The sequence below is a fragment of the Lactobacillus xujianguonis genome (assembly GCF_004009905.1).
GTDB lineage: Bacteria > Bacillota > Bacilli > Lactobacillales > Lactobacillaceae > Lactobacillus > Lactobacillus xujianguonis.
Window position 1 is genome coordinate 1 of sequence record NZ_ML136871.1, and the last position, 20,987, is coordinate 20,987.

Here is a 20,987-nt window from a genome sequence, read left to right on the forward strand (position 1 = left end):
ATTATAAAACTAAGCTTACAAAAATTATAGATTTGCAGGCTTATTTGTCATACTTTCGTTTAAAAATAAATCGACACAATTTTAATTAAGTCGTTAAATTATACAAAATAATAAAGCAAAACATACGATGATGCTTGACTTTACGTAGAAAATAAGCTGCAAGTTTGCAGCTTATCTAAGGTAATTAGTTAATTATGATCTTCATAGCCCAAGTGATCCATAATCAAAGCAGCAGTTTCTTCGATTGAACGGTGGGCAACGTTAATGACAAAGCAGCCTAATTTCTTGTACAGTTTTTGAGCTGCTTCAAGTTCTTTATTGATTGAATCCATATTAGAGTAGATAGTGTCAGGATTCAAACCGTAGGAAATCATTCTTTGACGACGAATTTCATTCAAAACAGATGGATCGTTAGTCAAACCGATAATCTTCTTCGGATCAATTTCATAAATTTCCTTAGGAATATGAGTTTCTGGAACCAATGGTAAGTTGGCAACTTTCAAGTTCTTATTAGCTAAGAAGAGTGAAAGTGGCGTCTTTGAGGTTCTTGATACTCCGAGTAAAACTACATCAGCTTCTAAGAAGCCTTTAGGATCCTTACCATCATCATACATAACTGCGAATTCCATGGCTGAAATTCGGTCAAAGTATTGGGTGTTTAATTTATGTTGGGCACCAATCTTTTCAATTGGTCGCATCCCCGTAATTTTAGCAACAGCTTCAACAGAAGGAGAAAGCACATCCACATATTGCGCATTATGTTCACGAGCAAACTTGATGATTGGCAATTGCAATTCATCTTTAACTAAACTATAAATGATGACTAAATCTTGGTAGTCTTCAATTTCTTTTAGTGCTTCTTCCAGCTTCTTCTTATCGGTGATAAAAGGATAGCGCTGATATTTTACTTTGGCATCTGGAAACTGTGCTGCTGCAGCAGTCGCATTGTTAAAAGCAGTATCGCCGGCTGAGTCAGAAATAACGATCACATTAACTTCTTTTTTGTCTTTTGTATCTGGCATTCTATGCACCTCTTTCTGCCTTAAATTATACCTAAATTTCATGTAAATTGAAATCGCTTTAACCAGTTTAATCACTCTTTCTAGTCCTTTTTAAAAATTAGTTCAAAAAAATTCCAAAAGCTATTGACCGAGTTCTAAGGTTTGCTATAATTTAATTAAACGTATGGCGTAACGCCAAGAAATGGAAGGAGGGATCACACATGGCTAAGACAATCGTTCACGAAAACGAGTCTATTGATGATGCTCTTCGTCGTTTCAAGCGTTCCGTTTCTAGAAGTGGTACCTTACAAGAATACCGTAAGCGCGAATTCTATGAAAAGCCTAGTGTTCGTAGAAAGCTTAAATCAGAAGCTGCACGCAAGCGTAGACATTATTAATAATAAAGAGCTCACGTCTTATCAACGTGAGTTTTTTTATTACATTAAAAGATGTTATCGAGGAGCTAAGTCTGCTATAATTTCTGTGTAGGCTTATTTTGAGAAAGAAGGAAGAAAATTGAGTCTATCAGAACAAATCATGGCTGATATGAAACAAGCCATGAAGGAAAAAAACAAGATTAAATTAAACACGGTGCGGATGATCAAATCAGCACTGATGAATGAAAAAATCCAACTCGGTCATGACCTGAATCCTGATGAAGAATTAACCGTCCTTAACCGTGAAAAGAAACAAAGAGAAGAATCAATCGAAGAATACGAAAAGGCTAAGCGTGAAGACTTAGTTGATGAAACTAAGAAGGAATTAGCTGTTGTTGAAAGCTACATGCCTAAGCCTTTGTCTAAGGAAGAATTAGACGCAAAAGTTACTGAAGCAATAAAAGAAGTTGATGCTAAAGGTAAGTCTGACTTTGGTAAAGTAATGAAAGCTTTAATGCCGAAGATTAAAGGACGTGCTGATGGTAAAGAAGCTTCTGCATTAGTTCGCGAACACTTGAATTAAGCAAGAGAAGGAGCGGGAGTTAGTTGGCTCAAACCAGTTTTATTCCTAAAAACCCAGAGAATATTCAAAAGTTGGTTGGCGTGAATGACGGCAACTTAAGATTATTATCAGAAGGCTATGACGTCTCTGTTACTGACACGGGCAATGAAATTGTTGTTGCTGGTGCTAATGATGACGGCATAAAGAAGGTTATTGAAGTTCTGAAGGCTTTAGACAATGTTGTGAATACCGGCGTTAACGTTGGTGCGCCCGATGTTGTTAGTGCCATGAAGATGGCTGACAAAGGTACGACTGAGTACTTTGCTGACCTGTATAAGAAGATTTTAATTCGGGATGCTAAAGGTAGACCGATTAGAGTTAAGAATATGGGACAAAAGCGTTATGTTGAAGCTATCCAAAAAAATGACGTGGTCTTTGGAATTGGACCTGCCGGTACTGGTAAGACATTTTTAGCAGTTGTTTGTGCAATTGCCGCCTTTAAGAAAGGTGAAGTTTCGCGGATCGTTCTCACTAGACCAGCGGTTGAAGCAGGGGAATCATTAGGATTCTTACCTGGGGATTTAAAGGAAAAAGTTGATCCATATTTGCGGCCAATTTACGACTCTTTATATGCCATTTTAGGCACTAATACTACTGACCGGTTAATGGAACGTGGGACAATTGAAGTCGCTCCTTTAGCTTACATGCGAGGAAGAACCTTAGATGACGCTTTTGTTATCTTGGATGAAGCTCAAAATACTACCGACGCGCAAATGAAAATGTTTCTTACGCGGTTGGGTTTCAATTCAAGAATGATCGTTAATGGGGACATGACCCAAGTCGATTTACCAGGGAGACAACGTAGCGGATTAATTGATGCACAACATATTTTAAAGAATATTGACCAAATTAAGTTCATCAACTTTTCTGCAAATGACGTTGTTCGTCACCCAGTAGTTGCAAAAATTATCAATGCTTATGAACAAAAGGATGTAAATAAGAAAAATGGATCCAATTGAGGTTACCTACAACGATGAAGTCGGTTTTTTGAGAGATGAAAAACGTGATTGGCAAGACTGGATTATGCGTTTGTTGCTACTTGCTAAAAAAGAAATCGGCAAAGAAAACAACTTAGAAATGAGTATTAACTTTGTTGATGAAGATCGCAGTCATGAAATCAATTTGAAGTATCGCGACAAAGATCGACCAACTGATGTAATTTCTTTTGCCATTGAAGATGGGGAAGATTCATTAGATATGGCCGCTTTTGCGGCTGATCCTGAATTTCAGGAAGACATTGGTGACTTGTTCATGTGTCCCAAGGTGATTCAAAGACATAGCGTGGAATATGGCACCGGCTTTGACCGTGAATTTGGCTATACGATTGTACATGGCTTTTTGCATTTGAATGGTTACGACCACATTAAACCAGACGAAGCAAAAGAAATGTTTGGTATCCAAGGCAAGGTCTTAGAAGATTACGGTTTGCCACTTTATCCAGATCAATTAGATGTAGGCAGAGGTAAATAATGGAGCAAGAAAAAGATTTTAAGTCAGGTTTTGTGGCCTTAGTAGGTCGTCCTAATGTTGGAAAATCCACTTTGATGAACCGCTTAGTCGGTGAAAAAGTTGCGATTACTTCTAACAAACCCCAAACTACTCGTAATCGGATTTCTGGTATTTATACTGGAGACGATATGCAAGTAGTCTTTGTTGATACTCCAGGGATTTTTAAACCACATTCAAAATTAGATGACTATATGGACAAGGCTAGCTTATCTAGCTTGAAAGATGTTGATTTAGTCATGTTTATGGTTGAACCTGAAGAAATGGGCAAAGGCGACCAATTTATTCTTGAACAACTCAAGCAACTTGAGGTTCCAGTCTTTTTGGTTATTAATAAAGTTGACCAAATTCACCCTGACAAATTATTACCTTTAATTGATTCATACCGTAAATTAAACAATTTCAGTGATTATCTACCTGTTTCTGCTACCGAAGGAATCGGTATTCCTGATTTGTTAGCTGCCTTACATAAGTATTTACCTGCTGGACCACAATATTATGCTTCTAATCAAATTACCGATCGACCAGAATATTTTGTTGTGGCTGAACTGATTCGTGAACAAATCTTGCAACTGACTTCGCAAGAAGTACCACATGCTACCGCTGTTGCAGTCGATCGGATGAATCAGCGCATTAAAGGTAAATTACAGATTGAAGCAACCATTTATGTTGAACGTGATGGCCAAAAGGGCATTATCATCGGTAAAGGTGGTAAAATGTTGAAACAAATTGGCATTAACTCTCGTCGGGCAATTGAAGATTTACTCGGAGAAAAGGTTAATTTGCGTCTTTGGGTCAAAGTCCAACATAATTGGCGCTCAGATCCAAGCTTTTTGAAGTTGATCGGATACGACAAGAGGGATCTTAGCTAGATGGCAGGCGAACTAAAAGAAGTTCAAGGCATCATTTTTAAAAGACAAAAATATAAAGAAGCAGATTTATTAGCCAAGATCATGACCAAAGAAGATGGCATTATCACTTTGGTTGTTCGTGGTGCTCTACGTCCTAAATCAAAACTAGGCGCTGCAGCCATGAACTTTTCTTATGGTACTTATGTCATTTATACTAGCGGTCATGGCTTAAGTAATCTGCGCACTTACAAAGAAGTAAAGCAATTCGATAGTTTATATAATGACCTAACTAAGAATGCTTATGCTTCTTTTATTTTGGATTTAATTGATCATGCCTTTATCGAATATCAACCATTGGGTAAATATTATGATTTGGCACTCTTTGCCTTAAATAAGATTAATCAGGGTGTTGATAGTGAAGTTATTACGCAAATCGTACAGATGCAAATGCTCGCCGCGTTTGGGGTAGAGCCTAATTTGCGCAGCTGCGTTTTATGCGGAAAAACGCAAGGCATTTTCGATTATTCGATTAAACTAGGGGGCATTGTTTGCAGCGATCATTTTCGTGTGGTCAATAGCCGCTTACATTTAACGCCTAAAGCCGTAGCGGTTTTAAGAACAATTGGTTTAATTCCCCTTAATCGGTTAGGCAAAATTAAACTAGATCCAGCTTTAAAAAAAGAAACGCGACAAGCGATTGATCGAATTTATCGAGAAACTTTAGACCTTAATCTCAAGACTAAAAAATTTTTAGATGAGTTAAAATTTTTTAAATAGTTAAAACGCTAGTTTTACTTGCCATCGTGTGGTAAAATCAATGGTGATTTGACAAAGATGAGGAATTAAGAAAAGTACTAGTTTAGCGAATGTCGGCTGGTGAAAGGACATCTAGGAAAAGGCACCTCTAGTCAAGCTAATTAAGAGCAGGAAGGACACTTCCTGAATTAGGGTGGAACCGCGATAATAATTCGTCCCTATGCAAAATTTTGCATAGGCTTTTTTTATGGCCTAGCGCAGGAAGGAAATTAGAAAATGGCAGACAAGAAATTAAACATTCAAAATATGATCTTCAAGCTCGAACAATTCTGGTCTTCCAAAGGTTGTATGATTATGCCTTCATATGACGTGGAAAAGGGTGCAGGTACGATGAGTCCTTACACTTTTCTTCGTGCCGTTGGACCAGAACCATGGGCAGCTTGTTATGTAGAACCTTCAAGAAGACCTGCAGATGGTCGTTATGGTGAAAACCCTAACCGGTTATTCCAACACCACCAGTTCCAGGTTGTAATTAAACCAGCTCCTAAGGATATTCAACAATATTACTTAGACAGTTTAAAGGTTCTTGGAATCGATCCATTAGAACACGATATTCGGTTCGTCGAAGATAACTGGGCTAACCCATCAATGGGTTGTGCCGGTGTTGGTTGGGAAGTTTGGCTTGACGGCATGGAAGTTAGTCAATTTACTTACTTCCAAGTTGTTGGTGAACTTGATGTTAAACCAACTATGAGTGAAATTACCTATGGGGTTGAACGTCTTGCTTCATATATTCAAGATGTTAACTCAGTCTTTGACCTTGAATGGGGTAATGGTGTGCTTTACCGTGATATCTTTAAGCAACCTGAATATGAACATTCTAAGTATGCTTTTGAAGAATCAAACCAAGAACAATTGCTTAAGTTCTTTGATATTTATGAAGACACGGCTAAGCGTTTGCTCAGTCAAAACTTGGTTCACCCAGCATATGACTATATCTTGAAGTGTTCACACACTTTCAACTTACTTGATGCTCGTGGTGCGGTTTCAGTTACTGAAAGAGCTGGTTACTTATCAAGAATCAGAAACTTAGCTCACGAAGTAGCAGTTAAGTTCGTTGAAGAACGTGAAAAGCGTGGCTTCCCATTACTTAAGAATGCTGAAGATAAGAAGGCGGGGGTTGAAAATGGCTAAGGATTATTTATTCGAAATTGGAACTGAAGAAATGCCAGCTCACGTTGTCACTCGCAGTGTTAACCAATTAGCTGACAGAACTCGTAAGTTTTTAAAGGAAAATGGTTTAAGCTTCAAAGATATTAAGACTTATTCAACCCCACGTCGGTTGACCATTTTAGTTGAAGATTTAGCTGAAAAACAAGACGACATTGACGAAGTTAAAAAAGGTCCAGCAAAGAAGATTGCTCAAGATGCCGATGGTAATTGGACTAAGGCTGCTCAAGGTTTTGCTCGCGGTCAAGGAATGACCACTGACGACATTTACTTTGAAGAACTTAAGGGCACTGAATATGCTTATGTTCATGTGCAAAAAGAAGGTAAGAAGGCCAACGATATTTTACTCGGCATGAGCGAAATCATTAAGGCCATGACTTTCCCAACCAAGATGCGCTGGGATTCAAACGACTTTGAATTCGTTCGTCCAATTCACTGGTTGGTTTCATTATTCGGTAATGATGTCATTCCAGTTAAGATTTTAGACATTACTGCAGGTCGTAAGACCCAAGGTCATCGTTTCTTAGGTGATTCAGTTGTTTTAGCTAGTGCTGATGACTATGTTGATGCTTTGAAGGATCAATTTGTCATTGTTGATGCTAAAGAACGTAAAGATATGATTGTTAACCAAATGAAAGAATTGGTTGACAAGAACAACTGGCAAATTAAGGAAGATAAGAACTTACTTGAAGAAGTTACAAACTTGGTTGAATATTCAACTGTTTTTGCTGGTTCATTTGATGAAAAGTACTTGCAAATCCCTGATGAAGTTTTGATTACTTCAATGAAGGACAACCAACGTTACTTTGAAGTTTATGACCAAGATGGTAAGTTAATTAACCACTTCATCGCTGTCCGCAACGGTAACAAGAACTTCTTAGATAATGTCATTTCAGGTAACGAAAAAGTTTTAGTTGCTCGTCTTGATGATGCTCAATTCTTCTACGATGAAGACCGTAAGTACCCATTGAGTCACTTCGTTGACAAGATGAAGAACGTTTCCTTCCACGACAAGATTGGTTCAATGGCAGAAAAGATGAAGCGGGTTCAAATTATTGGGGACTACTTAGCTAAACGCTGGAATTTGCCAGAGAACGTCGTTGCTGACTTTGATCGTGCTAGTGAACTTTACAAGTTTGACTTAGTAACGCAAATGGTTGGTGAATTTGCGGAACTTCAAGGGGGAATGGGGATGCACTATGCTCGCCTTGCCGGTGAAAATGAAGAAGTTGCTGTCGCTATCAAGGAACACTACATGCCTGTTACTGCTGAAGGGGCTTTGCCAGAAACAACTGTTGGTTCACTTTTGTCCGTTGCTGACAAGCTTGATACCATCATCACTTTCTTTGGTGCTGGCATGATTCCAAGTTCTTCAAACGACCCATACGCTCTTCGTCGTTACGCTTACGGTATTGTTAGAATTTTGCTTAATGAAAAGTGGTCTTTGCCATTTAACGCTGTTTTACCAGAAATCGTTTCATTGATTGACGGTAAGACTCCTGCTAAATTGCCTAAGCAAGGCGAAGAAGATGAACAAATCGCTTTATTCATCCGTGACCGGATTAAGCAATACCTACAAAAGAACAACTTCAAATACGATATTATTGATGCTGTTCTTGCTTCAAGTCAACAAGATCCAAGTCAAATCTTAGCTGTGGCTAACGTTTTGCAAGAACACCACGATGATGCAGAATTTAAGCCAGTAGTTGAAAGTTTGACTAGAATTGACAACATTTTGAAGAAGGCTAAGTTCAAGGGTCAAGTTGAAGTTGATGAAAGCTTATTTGATGACAACAGTGAAAATGAACTTTATGCTGGTGTCCAAAACTTACAAGCTGTTGAAGATTTAGCTGACTTGTACCAAGGCTTTGTTCAATTACAACCAGTGATCGACCAATACTTCGACACTAACATGATTATGGCTAAGGATGAAAAGGTTAAGAATAACCGTTTAGCTCAATTGAGTAGTGTCAGTCAATTAGCTGATCGCTTAGGAGACTTAAGCCAATTAGTTATTAAGTAATAAAAAGAATAGGTGATTCAAATGGCTGGGAGAATTTCCGAAGACTTTATCAACGAAGTTCGCAGTAGTGTGAATATTGTTGATGTGATTAGCCAATATGTGTCACTAGAAAAAAAAGGCAAAGACTATCTCGGTCTTTGCCCTTTTCATCAAGAAAAGACACCCTCATTTACAGTTAATGAAGAAAAGCAGTTTTTTAAATGTTTTGGTTGCGGCAAAGGTGGCAATGTTTTCAAATTCTTGATGTATAAGGATAACTTAACTTTTCCTGAAAGCGTCCAAGAAGTGGCGGAATTTGCTCATATTCCAATGCCCAATAATTACAGTAAAACTGCGGTCAAAGCTAATCCGTTAATTGAGCTTCATCGTGAAGCCGTAAACTTTTATCATCGAGTTTTACTGTCAACTAAAGCCGGTGAAAGAGGGATGCAATACGCGGAGAAGAGAAAGTTAGATCAGGATACTTTAGAACATTTTCAAATTGGTTATGCGCCAAAACAGGATAATTTGCTGTTAACTTACTTACGCGGCAAAAAGTTTGATGATGACTTGCTAGCTAAGTCTGGTTTATTTGTGCAAAGTAAAGATGGTAGATTGTTTGATCGTTTTCGGGATCGGCTCATGTTTCCGTTAGCGAATGAAAATGGTCAAGTAATTGGTTTTTCTGGACGGCGAATTTCTGATGATAAAACCGAAGCTAAGTACATGAATAGTCCAGAAACAGAAATTTTTACGAAATCGAAAGTCCTGTTTCACTTTGCGGAAGCCAAAAAGGCAGCTCGTGAAGAAGGGCATCTAGTTCTTTATGAAGGTTATATGGATGTAATTTCTGCTTATAAGGCAGGAGTTAAATCAGGTATTGCTTCCATGGGAACTAGTTTAACCGATCAACAAGTCTACATGTTGCGCCGAGTAACATCAGAAATCATCATTAATTATGATGGGGACGATCCAGGAGTTCACGCTGAAGAACGGGCAGCCAGAATGTTTGAAAAAGCTGGCGGTTTTAAGTTAGGAATTGTCGTTTTACCAGAAAAGCTGGATCCTGATGAATACGTTAAAAAGTTTGGTGCCGAGAAGTATCAAAAGGAAATTCAAGGTGCCTTATCGCCGATAGATTTCTTTTTACAAAGAATTGCTAAGAAGTTTAACTTAAACAATGATCGGGAGAAGGTTACTTTTCTTGATGAAGCAGTTAAAGAGATTGCGCGGGTAAGTAATCCAGTTGAACAAGATCTTTACTTAGAAAAATTAGCCCGCGAGCAGAATGTTTCAAAAGATTCTTTAAAAGCAAATCTATTACGAGAACGTCGTCGACAAAATCGTGCTCGCCGCCATCAAGGTAAGGCGATCACTGAAAAAACTGATCTCCCAGAAAGTACAGCAATTCCGACTATTACTACTGAAGATCCAGCGCAAATTAGATTATTGTATCTCTTTATGCATTCAGAAGAAGCTAGAAATTATATGTTAGAAAACAAATTTCTGTTTCCTGGTGATAAATATGCTGAAATTGCTAATTTATGGTTAAAATTTATTGAAACTCATGAAAAAACTGATACAAATAGTTTTTCTGATTTTATTCCTGACCAACTTCAAGGTATAATAGTAAATGCTGAAATGACAAAGATGCCCCCGGATTCTTCTCCCCGGGAAATCATCGAGATCGTTGAATCATTGCGCCGGCGTAGTATCGATTCTCAACTGAAACAGCTGCAAAGTCAAATTATGGATGCGCAACGTAGGCAAGACAATGATACAATAATTAAGTTGACACAACGGATTTTGGAGTTAAAGAGAACCCGAGATAAGAAGGAGGCTTTTTAGTGGCAGAAAAGAAAGCAGTAAAGACTGAAAAACCATCTTTGGATAAAATGGTTAAGCAAGTCGTTAAGGATGTCAAAAAAGACAAGTCAATTACTGAACAAGAATTCACTGATCGTTTGATTAAGCCATATAATTTGCAAGGTAAGGCAGTTGACCAACTCGTTCAAGAATTTGAAGACAACGGCATCAGTATTGTTGATAAGAATGGTGATCCTTCACAATTAGCCTTAAAGAAACAAAAAGATGTTGAAAAGGCTGAGTTGAAGAACATGTCAGCTCCTTCTAGTGTAAGAATGAATGATCCAGTCAGAATGTATTTAAAGGAAATCGGTCGAGTTCCTTTACTTAATGCTGACCAAGAAATTGCCTTAGCTAAACGAATCGAAGCAGGCGATGAAGAAGCTAAACAAGAATTAGCTGAAGCTAACCTGCGTTTGGTTGTTTCCATTGCTAAGCGCTATGTTGGACGTGGAATGTCATTTCTTGATTTAATTCAAGAAGGTAATATGGGGCTGATGAAAGCCGTTGACAAATTTGATTACCGTTTAGGTTTCAAATTCTCAACTTACGCTACTTGGTGGATTAGACAGGCAATTACGCGTGCAATTGCCGACCAAGCTCGGACAATCAGAATTCCCGTTCACATGGTTGAAACGATTAACAAGTTGATTAGAATTCAACGTCAATTGTTACAAGACTTAGGACGTGAACCAACTCCTGAAGAAATTGGTGCCGAAATGGATATGCCAACTAACAAAGTGCGTGATATCTTGAAAATCGCTCAAGAACCGGTTTCTTTGGAAACACCAATTGGTGAAGAAGACGATTCTCACTTAGGTGACTTTATCGAAGATAAAGATGCTACTAGTCCTGAACAACATGCTTCATATGAAATGTTAAAGGAACAATTGGAAGAAACTCTTGATACTTTAACTGATCGTGAAGAAAATGTATTGCGGTTACGTTTCGGCCTTGATGATGGTCGGACTCGCACCTTGGAAGAAGTAGGTCGTGTCTTTGGCGTTACTCGTGAAAGAATTCGTCAGATTGAAGCTAAGGCTTTACGTAAATTGCGTCATCCAAGTCGGTCTAACCAATTGCGTGATTTCTTAGATTAACTAAAAAAGCTGCCAAACGGCAGCTTTTTTGTTTGCATTAATTTATTGCACTTCTTGCGGTGTTCCTTTCAGGTTGTCATTAATAATTTTCATTGGATTTAACCAAGTACCATTATCTTTCCACCAATTACCGCATGGATCACCATGTTTATCGATATAATCCTTATCAGTTTTGGTAATCCCGAGGTGAATATGTGATCCAGTTAAACGACCAATTTTCTGGCCCAATTTAACCTTTTGGCCTTTTTTAACATAGATATCAGTAATGCTAAGGAAACCTTCTTGATAGATTTCAACGTAGCCGTCAGGACTGATTACCCAGACATAGAGGCCCATTCCTGTCCGGTAGTGCACGCGGTGAACAGTTCCAGTATGAACTGCTAACACAGGGGAGTGACCAACTTCGGAAAAACCAAAGTCATAACCATCATGGAAGTAACTTTTTGGCTTTGTCCGTCGTAAAATATCGGTTTGACCATATTTTTGACCACTCTTAAACTTGATTTTCTTTTCGTATAAACGCTTAAAAGGGTATCCCCAAGTTACTGGATGAGTCTTCTTTTTCTTATGATGGTGATGATGGACTCGGCTGACGGTGCCTTGTTCATAGTCAAAATTTTGATGACCATGCCATAATAGGTAAGAAGCAATACCGCAAATAATCAACAAGGTAATCAGAAGGAGAAACGAACTCTGCTTATTTTTCATTTAAAAAAGTTCATCTCGCTTTCCATCAAGAATACGTTCGCTTAAATTTTGATCAAAATAAATCGGTAAATCGCGATCAAAGTTATAAGCTAATTTGTGTTGAAGTAGTTGCTTTTTAGTCATCCAGGTTAATTTCCCTTCCTCAGAAGGAGTTACTTTACCTGAAAACTTAGTAGCTACATAGAAAAAGACCAAGTAGCGTTCGTGATTATGATCATAGAATTGCTTAACGCCTACTAGCTTTGGATCGGCAATGGTTAAGCCTGTTTCTTCTTTAATCTCACGAATCACTGAATCGTGAAAAGACTCGTGAGCTTCGACATGTCCGCCTGGAAAAGTTAAACCGGGCCAGACCGGATCATTACGATCAAGGACAAGGATTTTGTTCTGAGCTTGAATCATACACATATTTGTAAGAGTTACGGGTTCAGTACGTTTACTCATAATTTACCAGCTTTCTATTTTTCCATTGTAACAAAGTTTGCTTGTAATAATTCAATTTTTTCTTTAATATGTTAGAATTTGATTAATCTAAAAAATAGTGAGGGTAAAATGAATTTACGTTTAAATACTTTGGCCAAGATGGTGGATCCAGGCAGTCGGGTCGCTGATATTGGCACCGATCATGCTTATTTACCAATTGAATTAGTTGAAAAGGGACAAATTGATTTTGCTGTGGCTAGTGATGTAGCAGAAGGACCCTTAGAGAATGCCAGAGAGGATATCCAAGCGGCCGGTTTTGCAGAAAAAATTGCAACCCGTTTAGGCCCAGGCCTCAGCACAATTACCGCCGCCGACAACATCGATACGGTCGTGATTGCCGGAATGGGTGGCAAATTAATCAGTCAAATTTTAAATGATGCCTGGCTAAAAGGACAACATTTTCCAACGCTGGTTTTAGAACCTAACGTTGGTGAGGAAGAAGTCCGCAGCTGGCTGATGATTCATGGTTATGAAATTATTGCCGAAGATATAATGGCTGAAGCAGGTCACAGCTATGAATTGATCAAGGCTAAATTCGTAGGCAAAATTCTTCCTTTGACTGAGACGGAGTTGATGTTTGGACCGCTAATTTTGCAAAACAAGAATGAGGTCTTTTATCAAAAATGGTCCAGTCAAGCAAAATATTTCGAAAAATTGATCACTAATTTGAATAAGGCCAAAAATAAAGATCTTGAGCGGATTAATCGTATTCAAGCTAAGATAAAGATGATTAAGGTGAAAATATAATGACCCAAGTTAAAGATATTGTAGGTCGATTAAGACAAGATTTTCCTGAAGAAATTGCCAGTCAGGGCGATCCGGTAGGGATGCAAATTGGCTCAATGGAAAATAAAGTTACTAAAGTCATGACTACTCTAGATGTGCGTCCGCAAGTTGTTGATGAAGCTATCGCTAAAGGTGTGGACTTCATTGTGAGTCACCACCCAGTAATGTTTCGTCCAGCGCGAAATTTAGACTTCGCTGATCCGCAAAATGCAATGTACGGCAAATTAATTGCTAATGGTATTACGGTTTACTCAATCCATACCAACTCCGATAAGGCACAAGATGGTTCCGCTGATTGGCAGGCTGAAGAATTAGGCTTAACTGATGTTGAACCATTCGCTCCTGACGATGACGAGATTGCAATTGGGCGTAAAGGTAAATTGCCAAAAACAATGAGTGCCTATGATTTTGCTTATTATGTTAAGGATAGGATGAAAATCAAGATGGCGCGCTTAATTACAGCAGATAATGATCAACCAATTTCTACGGTTGCCTTTATTTGCGGTGACGGAGGTAAGTACTGGCATCGCGCTGTTGATGAAGGTTTAGATGCCTTTATTACAGGGGATGTCTACTACCATGTTGGTCATGATATGATTTCTTCAGGTTTAACCGTAGTTGATCCAGGTCACTACACCGAGAAGTTGTTTAAGTACAAAGTTTTTGATCGGTTAAAGAAGTGGAATCAAAAGAATAATTGGCAAGTTGGCGTGGAATTATCAGAAGTTTCAACCAACCCATTTCAAGATTTGTTTTAATTAGCAAAGGAGAGAAAAATGGAATACCCAACCTTATTACCAAGATTTTTAAAATATGTTAAAGTCAACTCTCGTTCAGATGAACACGCAGATCGTTTTCCTTCAACTGAAAGAGAAGAAAACTTCCAAAAACAAGTAGTTATGAAGGATTTGGAAGATTTGGGTTTAAGTGATGTTCACTATAACCAAAAGTCTGGTTGTGTAATCGCTGAAATTCCTGCCAATATCGATTACGACGCACCTGTCATGGGCTTTTTGGCACACTGTGATACAGCAGACTTTAACTCAGAAAATGTTAAGCCACAAGTTCATGAAAACTACGATGGTGAAAGTAAGATTCAATTGGGTGACTCAGAATTTTACCTCGATCCAGAAGTCTTTCCTAACTTGAAGAATTACAAGGGTCAAACCATTATTACCGCTTCAGGTGATACTTTACTTGGAGGAGACGACAAGTGTGGTATTTCTGAATTAATGACTTTTTCTGAATATTTAATGAATCATCAAGAAGTTAAGCACGGTAAGATTCGTTTAGCTTTTACGCCTGATGAAGAAATCGGTACCGGTGCTAGTCACTTTGATGTGCCAGAATTTGGTGCTGATTTTGCCTTTACAGTTGATGGGGAAGCTCCTGGTAAGCTTGACTGGGGAACTTTCTCAGCTGCTCAATTTAGTCTTGATATTCAAGGTGTCAACGTTCACCCAGCTGTAGCCAAGGGCCAAATGATCAATGCGGTTCAAGTCGGAATCGATTTTCATAATCAATTGCCAGCCCATGATCGTCCTGAAGAAACTGAAGGCCGCGAAGGATTCTTCCATTTGATGAATTTCGATGGAACTGTTGACCATGCTCATCTTGATTACATTATTCGTGATTTCGAACGTGATGGTCTCGAAGAACGGAAGAACTTAGTTAAAGACATTGTTAAGAAAATGAACGATAACTTTGGCACTGAACGAATTAAGCTGAAGATGAATGATCAATATTACAACATGGCTGATGAATTAAAGAAACACATGGAGATTGTTGATTTGGCTAGAGATGCTTATAAGACTGAGGGGCTGGAAGTCAATGAAGATCCAGTTCGTGGTGGTACTGATGGTTCACAGTTGACTTATATGGGCTTACCTTGTCCAAACATCTTTGCTGGAGAAGAAAACATGCATGGCCGCTATGAATATGCGGTTCTTGAATCTATGTGGAAGACTGTCGATGTCATGCTTAAGATGGCTGAATTAAATGCTGAAAGAGCTAAGTAGTGAAACAAAATTGCTGAAAAGTCTGCTCTTTGAGCATTTTTTAGCGCTGCAATAAATCCCAGTGTAATAGGTTAGATAACAAGTTTATCGAATCTTTAAAAGTTATGCACTGCTAATACAAATTCTAATAAAAAGGCTATATTTCCTGATGCAACAAGGAATATAGTCTTTTTTTATTTTTCTTTGTCAAAAAAGTAAATCGTGAAACATCTAGCAAGAAATAATACTTGTCAAAGCAAATAAAATTTAGTACCATAATGGTGTCATAGATAAATAATACAGTAAATAGAGGGTGAGCACGTGGAATTTAAAGATAATATTCCAATTTATCTTCAGATTGAACAGTATCTTTACCGGCAAATAGCTCTAGGCGAGTTAAAAGCAGGGGAGAAGATACCGTCAGTGCGTAAGTTAGCATTGGAATTAACAGTTAATGTCAACACGGTACAGCGGGCTTTACAGCAAATGAATGACAAAGGAATTCTTTATACCAAACGCGGTGAAGGGAATTTTGTTACCGAAAATACTGAGCTGCTGGAAGAAACCAAACAAGCTTTAATCAACAATGAACTGGAAACTTTTGTCCAAAATATGAATCGACTTGGAGTTGAAAAAGATCAGTTGATTCCAGAATTGGAGCAATATTTGAATTCAGAGGATGAAAAATAATGACAGAATTATTGACGATTAGCAATTTAAGCTACAAGAAAAATCAAAAACAAATTTTACATGATGTAAACTTGCAACTTGATAGTGGTAAAATTGTTGCCCTTTTAGGTGAAAATGGTGCTGGTAAGACGACGCTAATGCGAATTATTGCCGGCGTGGCTAAAAATTATAAAGGTCAGGTTAGCTTGGAAGGGGAAGAAAAAGAAGTGCAGAGAAAGGCTAAATTGTCCTTTACGGATAATCTAACTGGTTTTAGTGATTCGACGAAGATTAAAGATGTTGTTGAATTTTACATCAATATTTTCACTGACTTTGATGAAAATCAATTTGAAGAATTAAGAAAGTTTATGAAGCTTGATCCGGAGATGAAGCTGAGTCAATTGTCACGGGGAATGAAAGAGAAGTTGATCATTGCCTTAACCTTTTCACGCAAAGCTGATCTTTACCTCTTAGACGAACCATTTAGTGGAATTGACGCGATGGCTCGTAAGAGGATTATTAACTCCATTATTTTATGGAAAGAAGATCAAGCTACGATCCTAATTTCTGACCACTTCGTAAATGAAATTTCAGCTCTTCTTGATGAAGTAGTAGTCGTAAAAGATCACACCATCTTAGAGCACAAAACAGCTGACGAAATTAGAGAAGGCCATGAAAGTATTGAAGAGTACTACGAAGGGTTATATGCAGATGAGGAAGATGAATAATTATGACTTCATTTGGAACACTTTTTAGAGAACTTTTTAAACAGAAAAGTAAAACCACTTATTTAGTATTTTTAATTCAACTAATCGCGGCGATTATCTTTGTGATTTTTGGCTTGATCAGTGCTGGTCCTGGTTCTTATGATCATGCCATGATTGCTGGAGTAAAAGTTAATGCGCTTGTAGCTTGGATTTTAAGCATTGCTGGCGTTTTCTTAGGCCTTAGCAGTATTGCTCAGCCAGTCTACTTATTAATGACCAGCTGGAGAAACGAAAAGATCAACCGTAGTCAGACTTGGCGCTTAGTTCCTATGAGCAATGGTAAGATCTATCTTTGCAATACTTTGAGTTCATTTGCCAGTTTTATTTATTTGGCTATTTTACAATTCTTAGTTGCCCTGGTGGTTAGTGGCATTGTTTATCTTAGCTCTAGTGATGTGAGAGCAGGGCTGGCAAAAGGCTTTAGTGAGATTGCTAAATACCATCCTGGTGACAATTTTGCATGGTTAGGACTTGTGGCTGTTTTTATAGCTGCAATATTAATTGGACTCTTTTGGTACGTAATTGTTAGTTTCTACCACTTTGTATCCAGAGCTGTAATTGACTTTTTACCTTCAGCTAATGGCTTCTTTATCTTTGTAATTAGAGTTGTTACCTTAATCGTTGTCATTTACTTACTAGGTTTATTTTTCAATAGTTTAGGTAATTTTGCCTTTGACTTTGTTAGTGCTGGTAGTGGTAACGAAATTTGGTATACTGACTTACTCTTCCTAGTTGCTGATGTCCTTTTTGGTGGTTTGAACTATCTTTTAATCGAAAAATTTGTTGAAGCTAAGGCTAACTAAGGGGAAGGTGACAAAATGGGAGTTTTTAAATCTTTAACCCGCCAATTATTTGTCCAAAAGCGTCATTATGCCAATTTAGTGCTGCTCATTGAAGCTTTTGCAATTATTTTTGTATTTTTCACTTCAGTCATTACTGATCCTAAAGGGACACAGCAGTCAATTTCTAATTTCTTTATGGGCATTGGACAAGACTGGCCAGAATTATTAGTAGGCTCTGTCATCTTATTTTCAATCTTCGCAGATATGATCTTTTGCGGTTTGCTATGTTGGCAAAATGAACGGGTAAATAGTAGTCAATCTTGGCAACTAGTACCAGCTTCAACCAATCAGGTTTGGCTGATCAACCTATTTTCTAGTTTACTTGCTTGCGCCTATATTTTTATTATTCAATTAGTTGTTGGTTTCTTTTCGGCAATTCCCTTTGAAATTGATCGACATCGCAATCTTTGGCTAGATCTCAAAAAGGTAATTGGTATTGGCAACAATGATTTTTGGACAACTTTACAGACTTTAGAATTTCTAGTGGCTATGGTTTTGTTGATTTTCACAATGGTCACTTTTGTAAATTATTCTTCCAAGACTATTAGTGAAGTGTTGCCAAATGGCAATACCAATTGGATTAAACTATTGGTTTTTGCAATTGTAGCAGTGATTTGCGTTTACCTGTGCTTATCAATTAATCACCATTTAACTAACTACTATATTCAAAACACTTATCTCGTACGTAAAAACGGTGGCGAATTTATTTATGAAAATCCAATGTGGCTAGAAAATCTTGAATTTATCGCTGGCATTATTGTTTTCGGCGGTCTAGATCTCTGGTTAGGTCACAAATATTGGGAACCAAGAAAGGATAGGTGAGAGTAGTGGCAGCCATTATTAAGCAACAATTTTTGCAAAAACGAAAAGATGCTAATCTAATCTTGGTTTTACAAGTAATTGCTTTAATTTTCATTGCAATTCTAACTTTGTTCAGTCGAGATGAACATCAAATCTATTCGTCATATTTTATGTCTTCAGAATATTATTGGGAAGTTATTTTCCAAACAGCGGTTGGCATAACTTTATTAATGGACATTGTTTATGCAGTTTTATCATCCTATCGTAATGAAAAAATCAATTTAAGCCAAACTTGGAACTTGATTCCAGTTTCAAATGCTAAGTTATGGTTGAGCAACATTATTTAGTACGATTTTAACTTGCATCTACTTATTCTTATTGCAAAACGTGCTAATTTTTCTAGTAGCTTTAACAAGGTTAAAGATCAAAAATCCTTTAATTGAAACACTTAATGCTTGGGGCTTTTGGCCAGGTGATGTGCACGATAGTGGAGCGGTACTATTTAAAGTTTTATTTTTATTACTTTTAGCAGTCTTTGTTTACGTCATGGTCAGCTTCGTTGATTTTTTAAGTAAAGCACTAGTTGATGCCTTGTCAGTCAAAAATACCGTCTGGATTAGATTATTAGTCATGGCAATCATTGCCATTGTCATTGTGTACTTCGGGAGTATGATCGCAGGGCATATGACCAACTTCTTAAATGCACATATGGCTCACCAAATGAAAGGGCAGGTTTACAATGATCCAATTTGGATGATTGATCTTGAATTACTGATTGCCGATCTAATAATTGGGGTTGTCAATTTATGGTTATTCAATAAATTTGTTGAAGCGCAGATTAATAACAAGTGGAAAAAAGACTTCTTAACTAAATGAGGTTAGGAAGCCTTTTTGTTATATACAATTGTATAGTGAAAACCTGTTGTTACTAAATCATTCTCAAAAAAGACAAAAAAAATAGCCCGGACTTTGTCCGGGCTAGTAAATAACTAAGCATTAGCTGACATGTAATCATAAATCTGATTAACTTCTTCGTCAGTAAACATACCATCGCCAGTTTTCATTGCATGTACTTTTTCAACTGAAAGGTGACTAGCAAAAGCTAAATCAGTATCATTAATATGATGTTTTACTTGGTAATCAATGATTGCATCTGATAAATCTTCTTGATTCATTGTTATCTCTCCTTACACTTTAATTTTAACATTTTAATTTGATTAAAGCTTAGAAAACTCTCCATTGATTTAATGGCCAGTACCTTAATTTGACTTCACCAATAATCGCTGAACGCTTAACAAAACCAAAGTAACGGGAATCTTTGGAAACATCACGGTGATCACCCATTACAAAATAAGAATTCTTCGGTACTCGTCGACGCAAGGTAAAGTTGTTAGTATATAGCTGTCCGCCCTTAGTCGCTTTTTTAGCTAAACTATTGTTTAAATAGGGCTCAGAAACGTGCTTACCATTGATATATAGTTTATCATTCTTAGAGGTGACCATATCACCCGGCAGACCAATTACTCGCTTAATATATAAGGCATTCTTTTCATCAGGGGCCTTTAAAATGACAATATCATTTCTTTTTAGATCAAAGTGCCGTACTGCAATTAAGCGATCATTATTTTCAAAAGTCGGCTGCATTGATGGCCCTGAAACAGTTTCATTTGAAAAGACAAAGGTGAAGAGGCAGTAATAAATCCCACTTAGAACTGCCAGCATAATCACAAATTCTAAGATAAAACTGCCTATGCCTTCATCATCATTTTTCTTTTTTCTATTTTTTGCCATAAAATTTCTCCTTATTTATGCTGTCTTTTATTATAACTGATTTTCAGCTTACTGAATGGTAAAATCATTATTAAGGTAGATGAACGATGACAAAGTATTTAACAAAATTAAACACATTAATGCAAGAACTGCAGGTGCCAGAAATCAGCCACCAAGTCAAAGAGATTAATCAAATAGTGACGGCAGTTGCTGAGAAAAAGGTAATTGCAAATCAACCTGCAAGGTTAGGATTATTACCAGATGAAGCTGCAGAATTGGAAAAGCAATTAACCCCCGCTAAACAAAAACAGTTGAAAGTAGTAGATCATTTATTGAACAGTGTCCGGCAATATCTTTCACTTAAATACGGTATCTGGTCGCTGCCTAATATGCAGACTGCTAATTTAATTCAAAAAGAATTAAATGTCGAATCAGCCTTGGAAATTATGGCGGGGAATGCTTACTGGTCTATGGCCCTTCATGAAACTGGAATTAAAGCGGTCGCAACCGATTCACTTGAATGGGCTAAGACGTCTGCTACAGGTCGAGAGACCTTTTTTCCGGTGGAGGATTTAGAAGCGGCTGCAGCAATCAAAAAATATGCTGGCGCTGACTTAATTCTTTGCTCATGGTCTCCGAATTTTGGGCATAGTGATTTAGACGTGGTCGATTGTTGGCGCAAATATTCACCCCAAAGCTATTTGCTTTTTATTGGTGAACGAGACGGAGCAACAAATACGCCGGAATTTTGGCAAGAGATGCAATTTAAACATTCACCTGCTATCAGAAAGATCAATCAGTCTTTTGTTAGCTATGATTTTATAGAGGAAAAGATATACGAGATCGATTAGAT

25 protein-coding genes are annotated in these 20,987 nt (G+C 37.6%); 20 read left to right on the forward strand and 5 right to left on the reverse strand.

Annotated features, from left to right (window positions below; all coding sequences use genetic code 11):
- Positions 1-188: 188 nt before the first annotated feature.
- Positions 189-1,022 (reverse strand): pyruvate, water dikinase regulatory protein, encoded by an 834-nt coding sequence (locus tag EJK17_RS00005; protein WP_103661232.1) that lies wholly within the window; start codon positions 1,020-1,022, stop codon positions 189-191.
- A 200-nt stretch (positions 1,023-1,222) separates the two neighbouring features.
- Between EJK17_RS00005 and rpsU the strand changes: the two genes are divergently transcribed.
- The 10 genes from rpsU (at position 1,223) to rpoD (ending at position 11,311) form a co-directional block, all read left to right on the forward strand.
- Complete coding sequence (gene rpsU / locus EJK17_RS00010) at positions 1,223-1,399, forward strand: 30S ribosomal protein S21 (RefSeq protein WP_002880182.1); 177 nt, start codon at positions 1,223-1,225, stop codon at positions 1,397-1,399.
- 118 nt (positions 1,400-1,517) lie between these two features.
- Positions 1,518-1,961: a GatB/YqeY domain-containing protein gene (locus EJK17_RS00015; protein ID WP_103661231.1), complete on the forward strand. Its 444-nt coding sequence runs from the start codon at positions 1,518-1,520 to the stop codon at positions 1,959-1,961.
- Between the two features lie 23 nt (positions 1,962-1,984).
- Positions 1,985-2,959, forward strand: coding sequence for a PhoH family protein (locus tag EJK17_RS00020; protein ID WP_103661230.1), 975 nt, complete (start codon positions 1,985-1,987; stop codon positions 2,957-2,959).
- Positions 2,946-3,470 (forward strand): rRNA maturation RNase YbeY, encoded by a 525-nt coding sequence (gene ybeY / locus EJK17_RS00025; protein WP_103661229.1) that lies wholly within the window; start codon positions 2,946-2,948, stop codon positions 3,468-3,470. Before EJK17_RS00020 ends, ybeY begins: the two co-directional genes overlap by 14 nt.
- Positions 3,470-4,378 (forward strand): GTPase Era, encoded by a 909-nt coding sequence (era, locus tag EJK17_RS00030; protein ID WP_103661228.1) that lies wholly within the window; start codon positions 3,470-3,472, stop codon positions 4,376-4,378. The genes ybeY and era overlap by 1 nt, the downstream gene beginning before the upstream one ends.
- A complete protein-coding gene (recO, locus tag EJK17_RS00035; RefSeq protein WP_103661227.1) occupies positions 4,379-5,134 on the forward strand; it encodes a DNA repair protein RecO in 756 nt (251 codons plus the stop codon).
- A gap of 255 nt (positions 5,135-5,389) precedes the next feature.
- On the forward strand, positions 5,390-6,307 hold the full coding sequence (gene glyQ / locus EJK17_RS00040; RefSeq protein WP_103661226.1) for a glycine--tRNA ligase subunit alpha: 918 nt from the start codon (positions 5,390-5,392) through the stop codon (positions 6,305-6,307).
- Entirely contained in the window at positions 6,300-8,366 is a 2,067-nt protein-coding gene (gene glyS / locus EJK17_RS00045) for a glycine--tRNA ligase subunit beta (protein WP_103661225.1), read from the forward strand. Before glyQ ends, glyS begins: the two co-directional genes overlap by 8 nt.
- A gap of 21 nt (positions 8,367-8,387) precedes the next feature.
- On the forward strand, positions 8,388-10,193 hold the full coding sequence (gene dnaG / locus EJK17_RS00050; RefSeq protein WP_103661224.1) for a DNA primase: 1,806 nt from the start codon (positions 8,388-8,390) through the stop codon (positions 10,191-10,193).
- Complete coding sequence (gene rpoD, locus EJK17_RS00055) at positions 10,193-11,311, forward strand: RNA polymerase sigma factor RpoD (protein WP_103661223.1); 1,119 nt, start codon at positions 10,193-10,195, stop codon at positions 11,309-11,311. The genes dnaG and rpoD overlap by 1 nt, the downstream gene beginning before the upstream one ends.
- Positions 11,312-11,353: 42 nt before the next feature.
- On the opposite strand, the gene EJK17_RS00060 is transcribed toward rpoD, so the two are convergent.
- Together EJK17_RS00060 and EJK17_RS00065 are read right to left on the reverse strand one after the other, a co-directional pair.
- The gene (locus tag EJK17_RS00060) at positions 11,354-12,019 is read right to left on the reverse strand and encodes a M23 family metallopeptidase (protein WP_127796088.1); all 666 of its coding nucleotides are present in this window, start codon (positions 12,017-12,019) and stop codon (positions 11,354-11,356) included.
- Positions 12,020-12,463: an 8-oxo-dGTP diphosphatase gene (locus EJK17_RS00065; protein WP_103661221.1), complete on the reverse strand. Its 444-nt coding sequence runs from the start codon at positions 12,461-12,463 to the stop codon at positions 12,020-12,022. It abuts the gene before it with no gap.
- A 108-nt stretch (positions 12,464-12,571) separates the two neighbouring features.
- On the opposite strand from EJK17_RS00065, the gene EJK17_RS00070 reads away from it, so the two are divergent.
- From EJK17_RS00070 to EJK17_RS00110, 9 genes are all read left to right on the forward strand, one after another.
- Complete coding sequence (locus EJK17_RS00070; RefSeq protein ID WP_103661220.1) at positions 12,572-13,249, forward strand: tRNA (adenine(22)-N(1))-methyltransferase; 678 nt, start codon at positions 12,572-12,574, stop codon at positions 13,247-13,249.
- The gene (locus EJK17_RS00075; protein ID WP_103661219.1) at positions 13,249-14,046 is read left to right on the forward strand and encodes a Nif3-like dinuclear metal center hexameric protein; all 798 of its coding nucleotides are present in this window, start codon (positions 13,249-13,251) and stop codon (positions 14,044-14,046) included. The genes EJK17_RS00070 and EJK17_RS00075 overlap by 1 nt, the downstream gene beginning before the upstream one ends.
- Positions 14,047-14,064: 18 nt before the next feature.
- Positions 14,065-15,306, forward strand: coding sequence for a peptidase T (gene pepT / locus EJK17_RS00080; protein ID WP_103661218.1), 1,242 nt, complete (start codon positions 14,065-14,067; stop codon positions 15,304-15,306).
- A gap of 300 nt (positions 15,307-15,606) precedes the next feature.
- Positions 15,607-15,975, forward strand: coding sequence for a GntR family transcriptional regulator (locus EJK17_RS00085; RefSeq protein ID WP_103661217.1), 369 nt, complete (start codon positions 15,607-15,609; stop codon positions 15,973-15,975).
- Positions 15,975-16,682, forward strand: a complete 708-nt coding sequence (locus EJK17_RS00090) for an ABC transporter ATP-binding protein (protein ID WP_103661216.1) — start codon at positions 15,975-15,977, stop codon at positions 16,680-16,682. The genes EJK17_RS00085 and EJK17_RS00090 overlap by 1 nt, the downstream gene beginning before the upstream one ends.
- A 2-nt stretch (positions 16,683-16,684) precedes the next feature.
- Positions 16,685-17,524, forward strand: coding sequence for an ABC transporter permease (locus tag EJK17_RS00095; RefSeq protein WP_103661215.1), 840 nt, complete (start codon positions 16,685-16,687; stop codon positions 17,522-17,524).
- A gap of 15 nt (positions 17,525-17,539) precedes the next feature.
- Positions 17,540-18,385, forward strand: a complete 846-nt coding sequence (locus EJK17_RS00100; RefSeq protein WP_103661214.1) for an ABC transporter permease — start codon at positions 17,540-17,542, stop codon at positions 18,383-18,385.
- Positions 18,386-18,390: 5 nt separating this feature from the next.
- A complete protein-coding gene (locus tag EJK17_RS00105; RefSeq protein ID WP_103661213.1) occupies positions 18,391-18,711 on the forward strand; it encodes a hypothetical protein in 321 nt (106 codons plus the stop codon).
- 40 nt (positions 18,712-18,751) lie between these two features.
- A complete protein-coding gene (locus EJK17_RS00110; RefSeq protein ID WP_103661212.1) occupies positions 18,752-19,240 on the forward strand; it encodes a hypothetical protein in 489 nt (162 codons plus the stop codon).
- 113 nt (positions 19,241-19,353) lie between these two features.
- Here EJK17_RS00110 and EJK17_RS00115 read toward each other — a convergent pair whose 3' ends face one another.
- Both EJK17_RS00115 and lepB read right to left on the reverse strand, forming a co-directional pair.
- Positions 19,354-19,539, reverse strand: coding sequence for an LBP_cg2779 family protein (locus EJK17_RS00115; protein ID WP_103661211.1), 186 nt, complete (start codon positions 19,537-19,539; stop codon positions 19,354-19,356).
- A 49-nt stretch (positions 19,540-19,588) separates the two neighbouring features.
- A complete protein-coding gene (gene lepB, locus EJK17_RS00120) occupies positions 19,589-20,155 on the reverse strand; it encodes a signal peptidase I (protein ID WP_103661210.1) in 567 nt (188 codons plus the stop codon).
- A gap of 86 nt (positions 20,156-20,241) precedes the next feature.
- Between lepB and EJK17_RS00125 the strand changes: the two genes are divergently transcribed.
- Positions 20,242-20,985, forward strand: coding sequence for an SAM-dependent methyltransferase (locus EJK17_RS00125; RefSeq protein ID WP_103661209.1), 744 nt, complete (start codon positions 20,242-20,244; stop codon positions 20,983-20,985).
- The last annotated feature ends 2 nt before the right edge of the window (positions 20,986-20,987 follow it).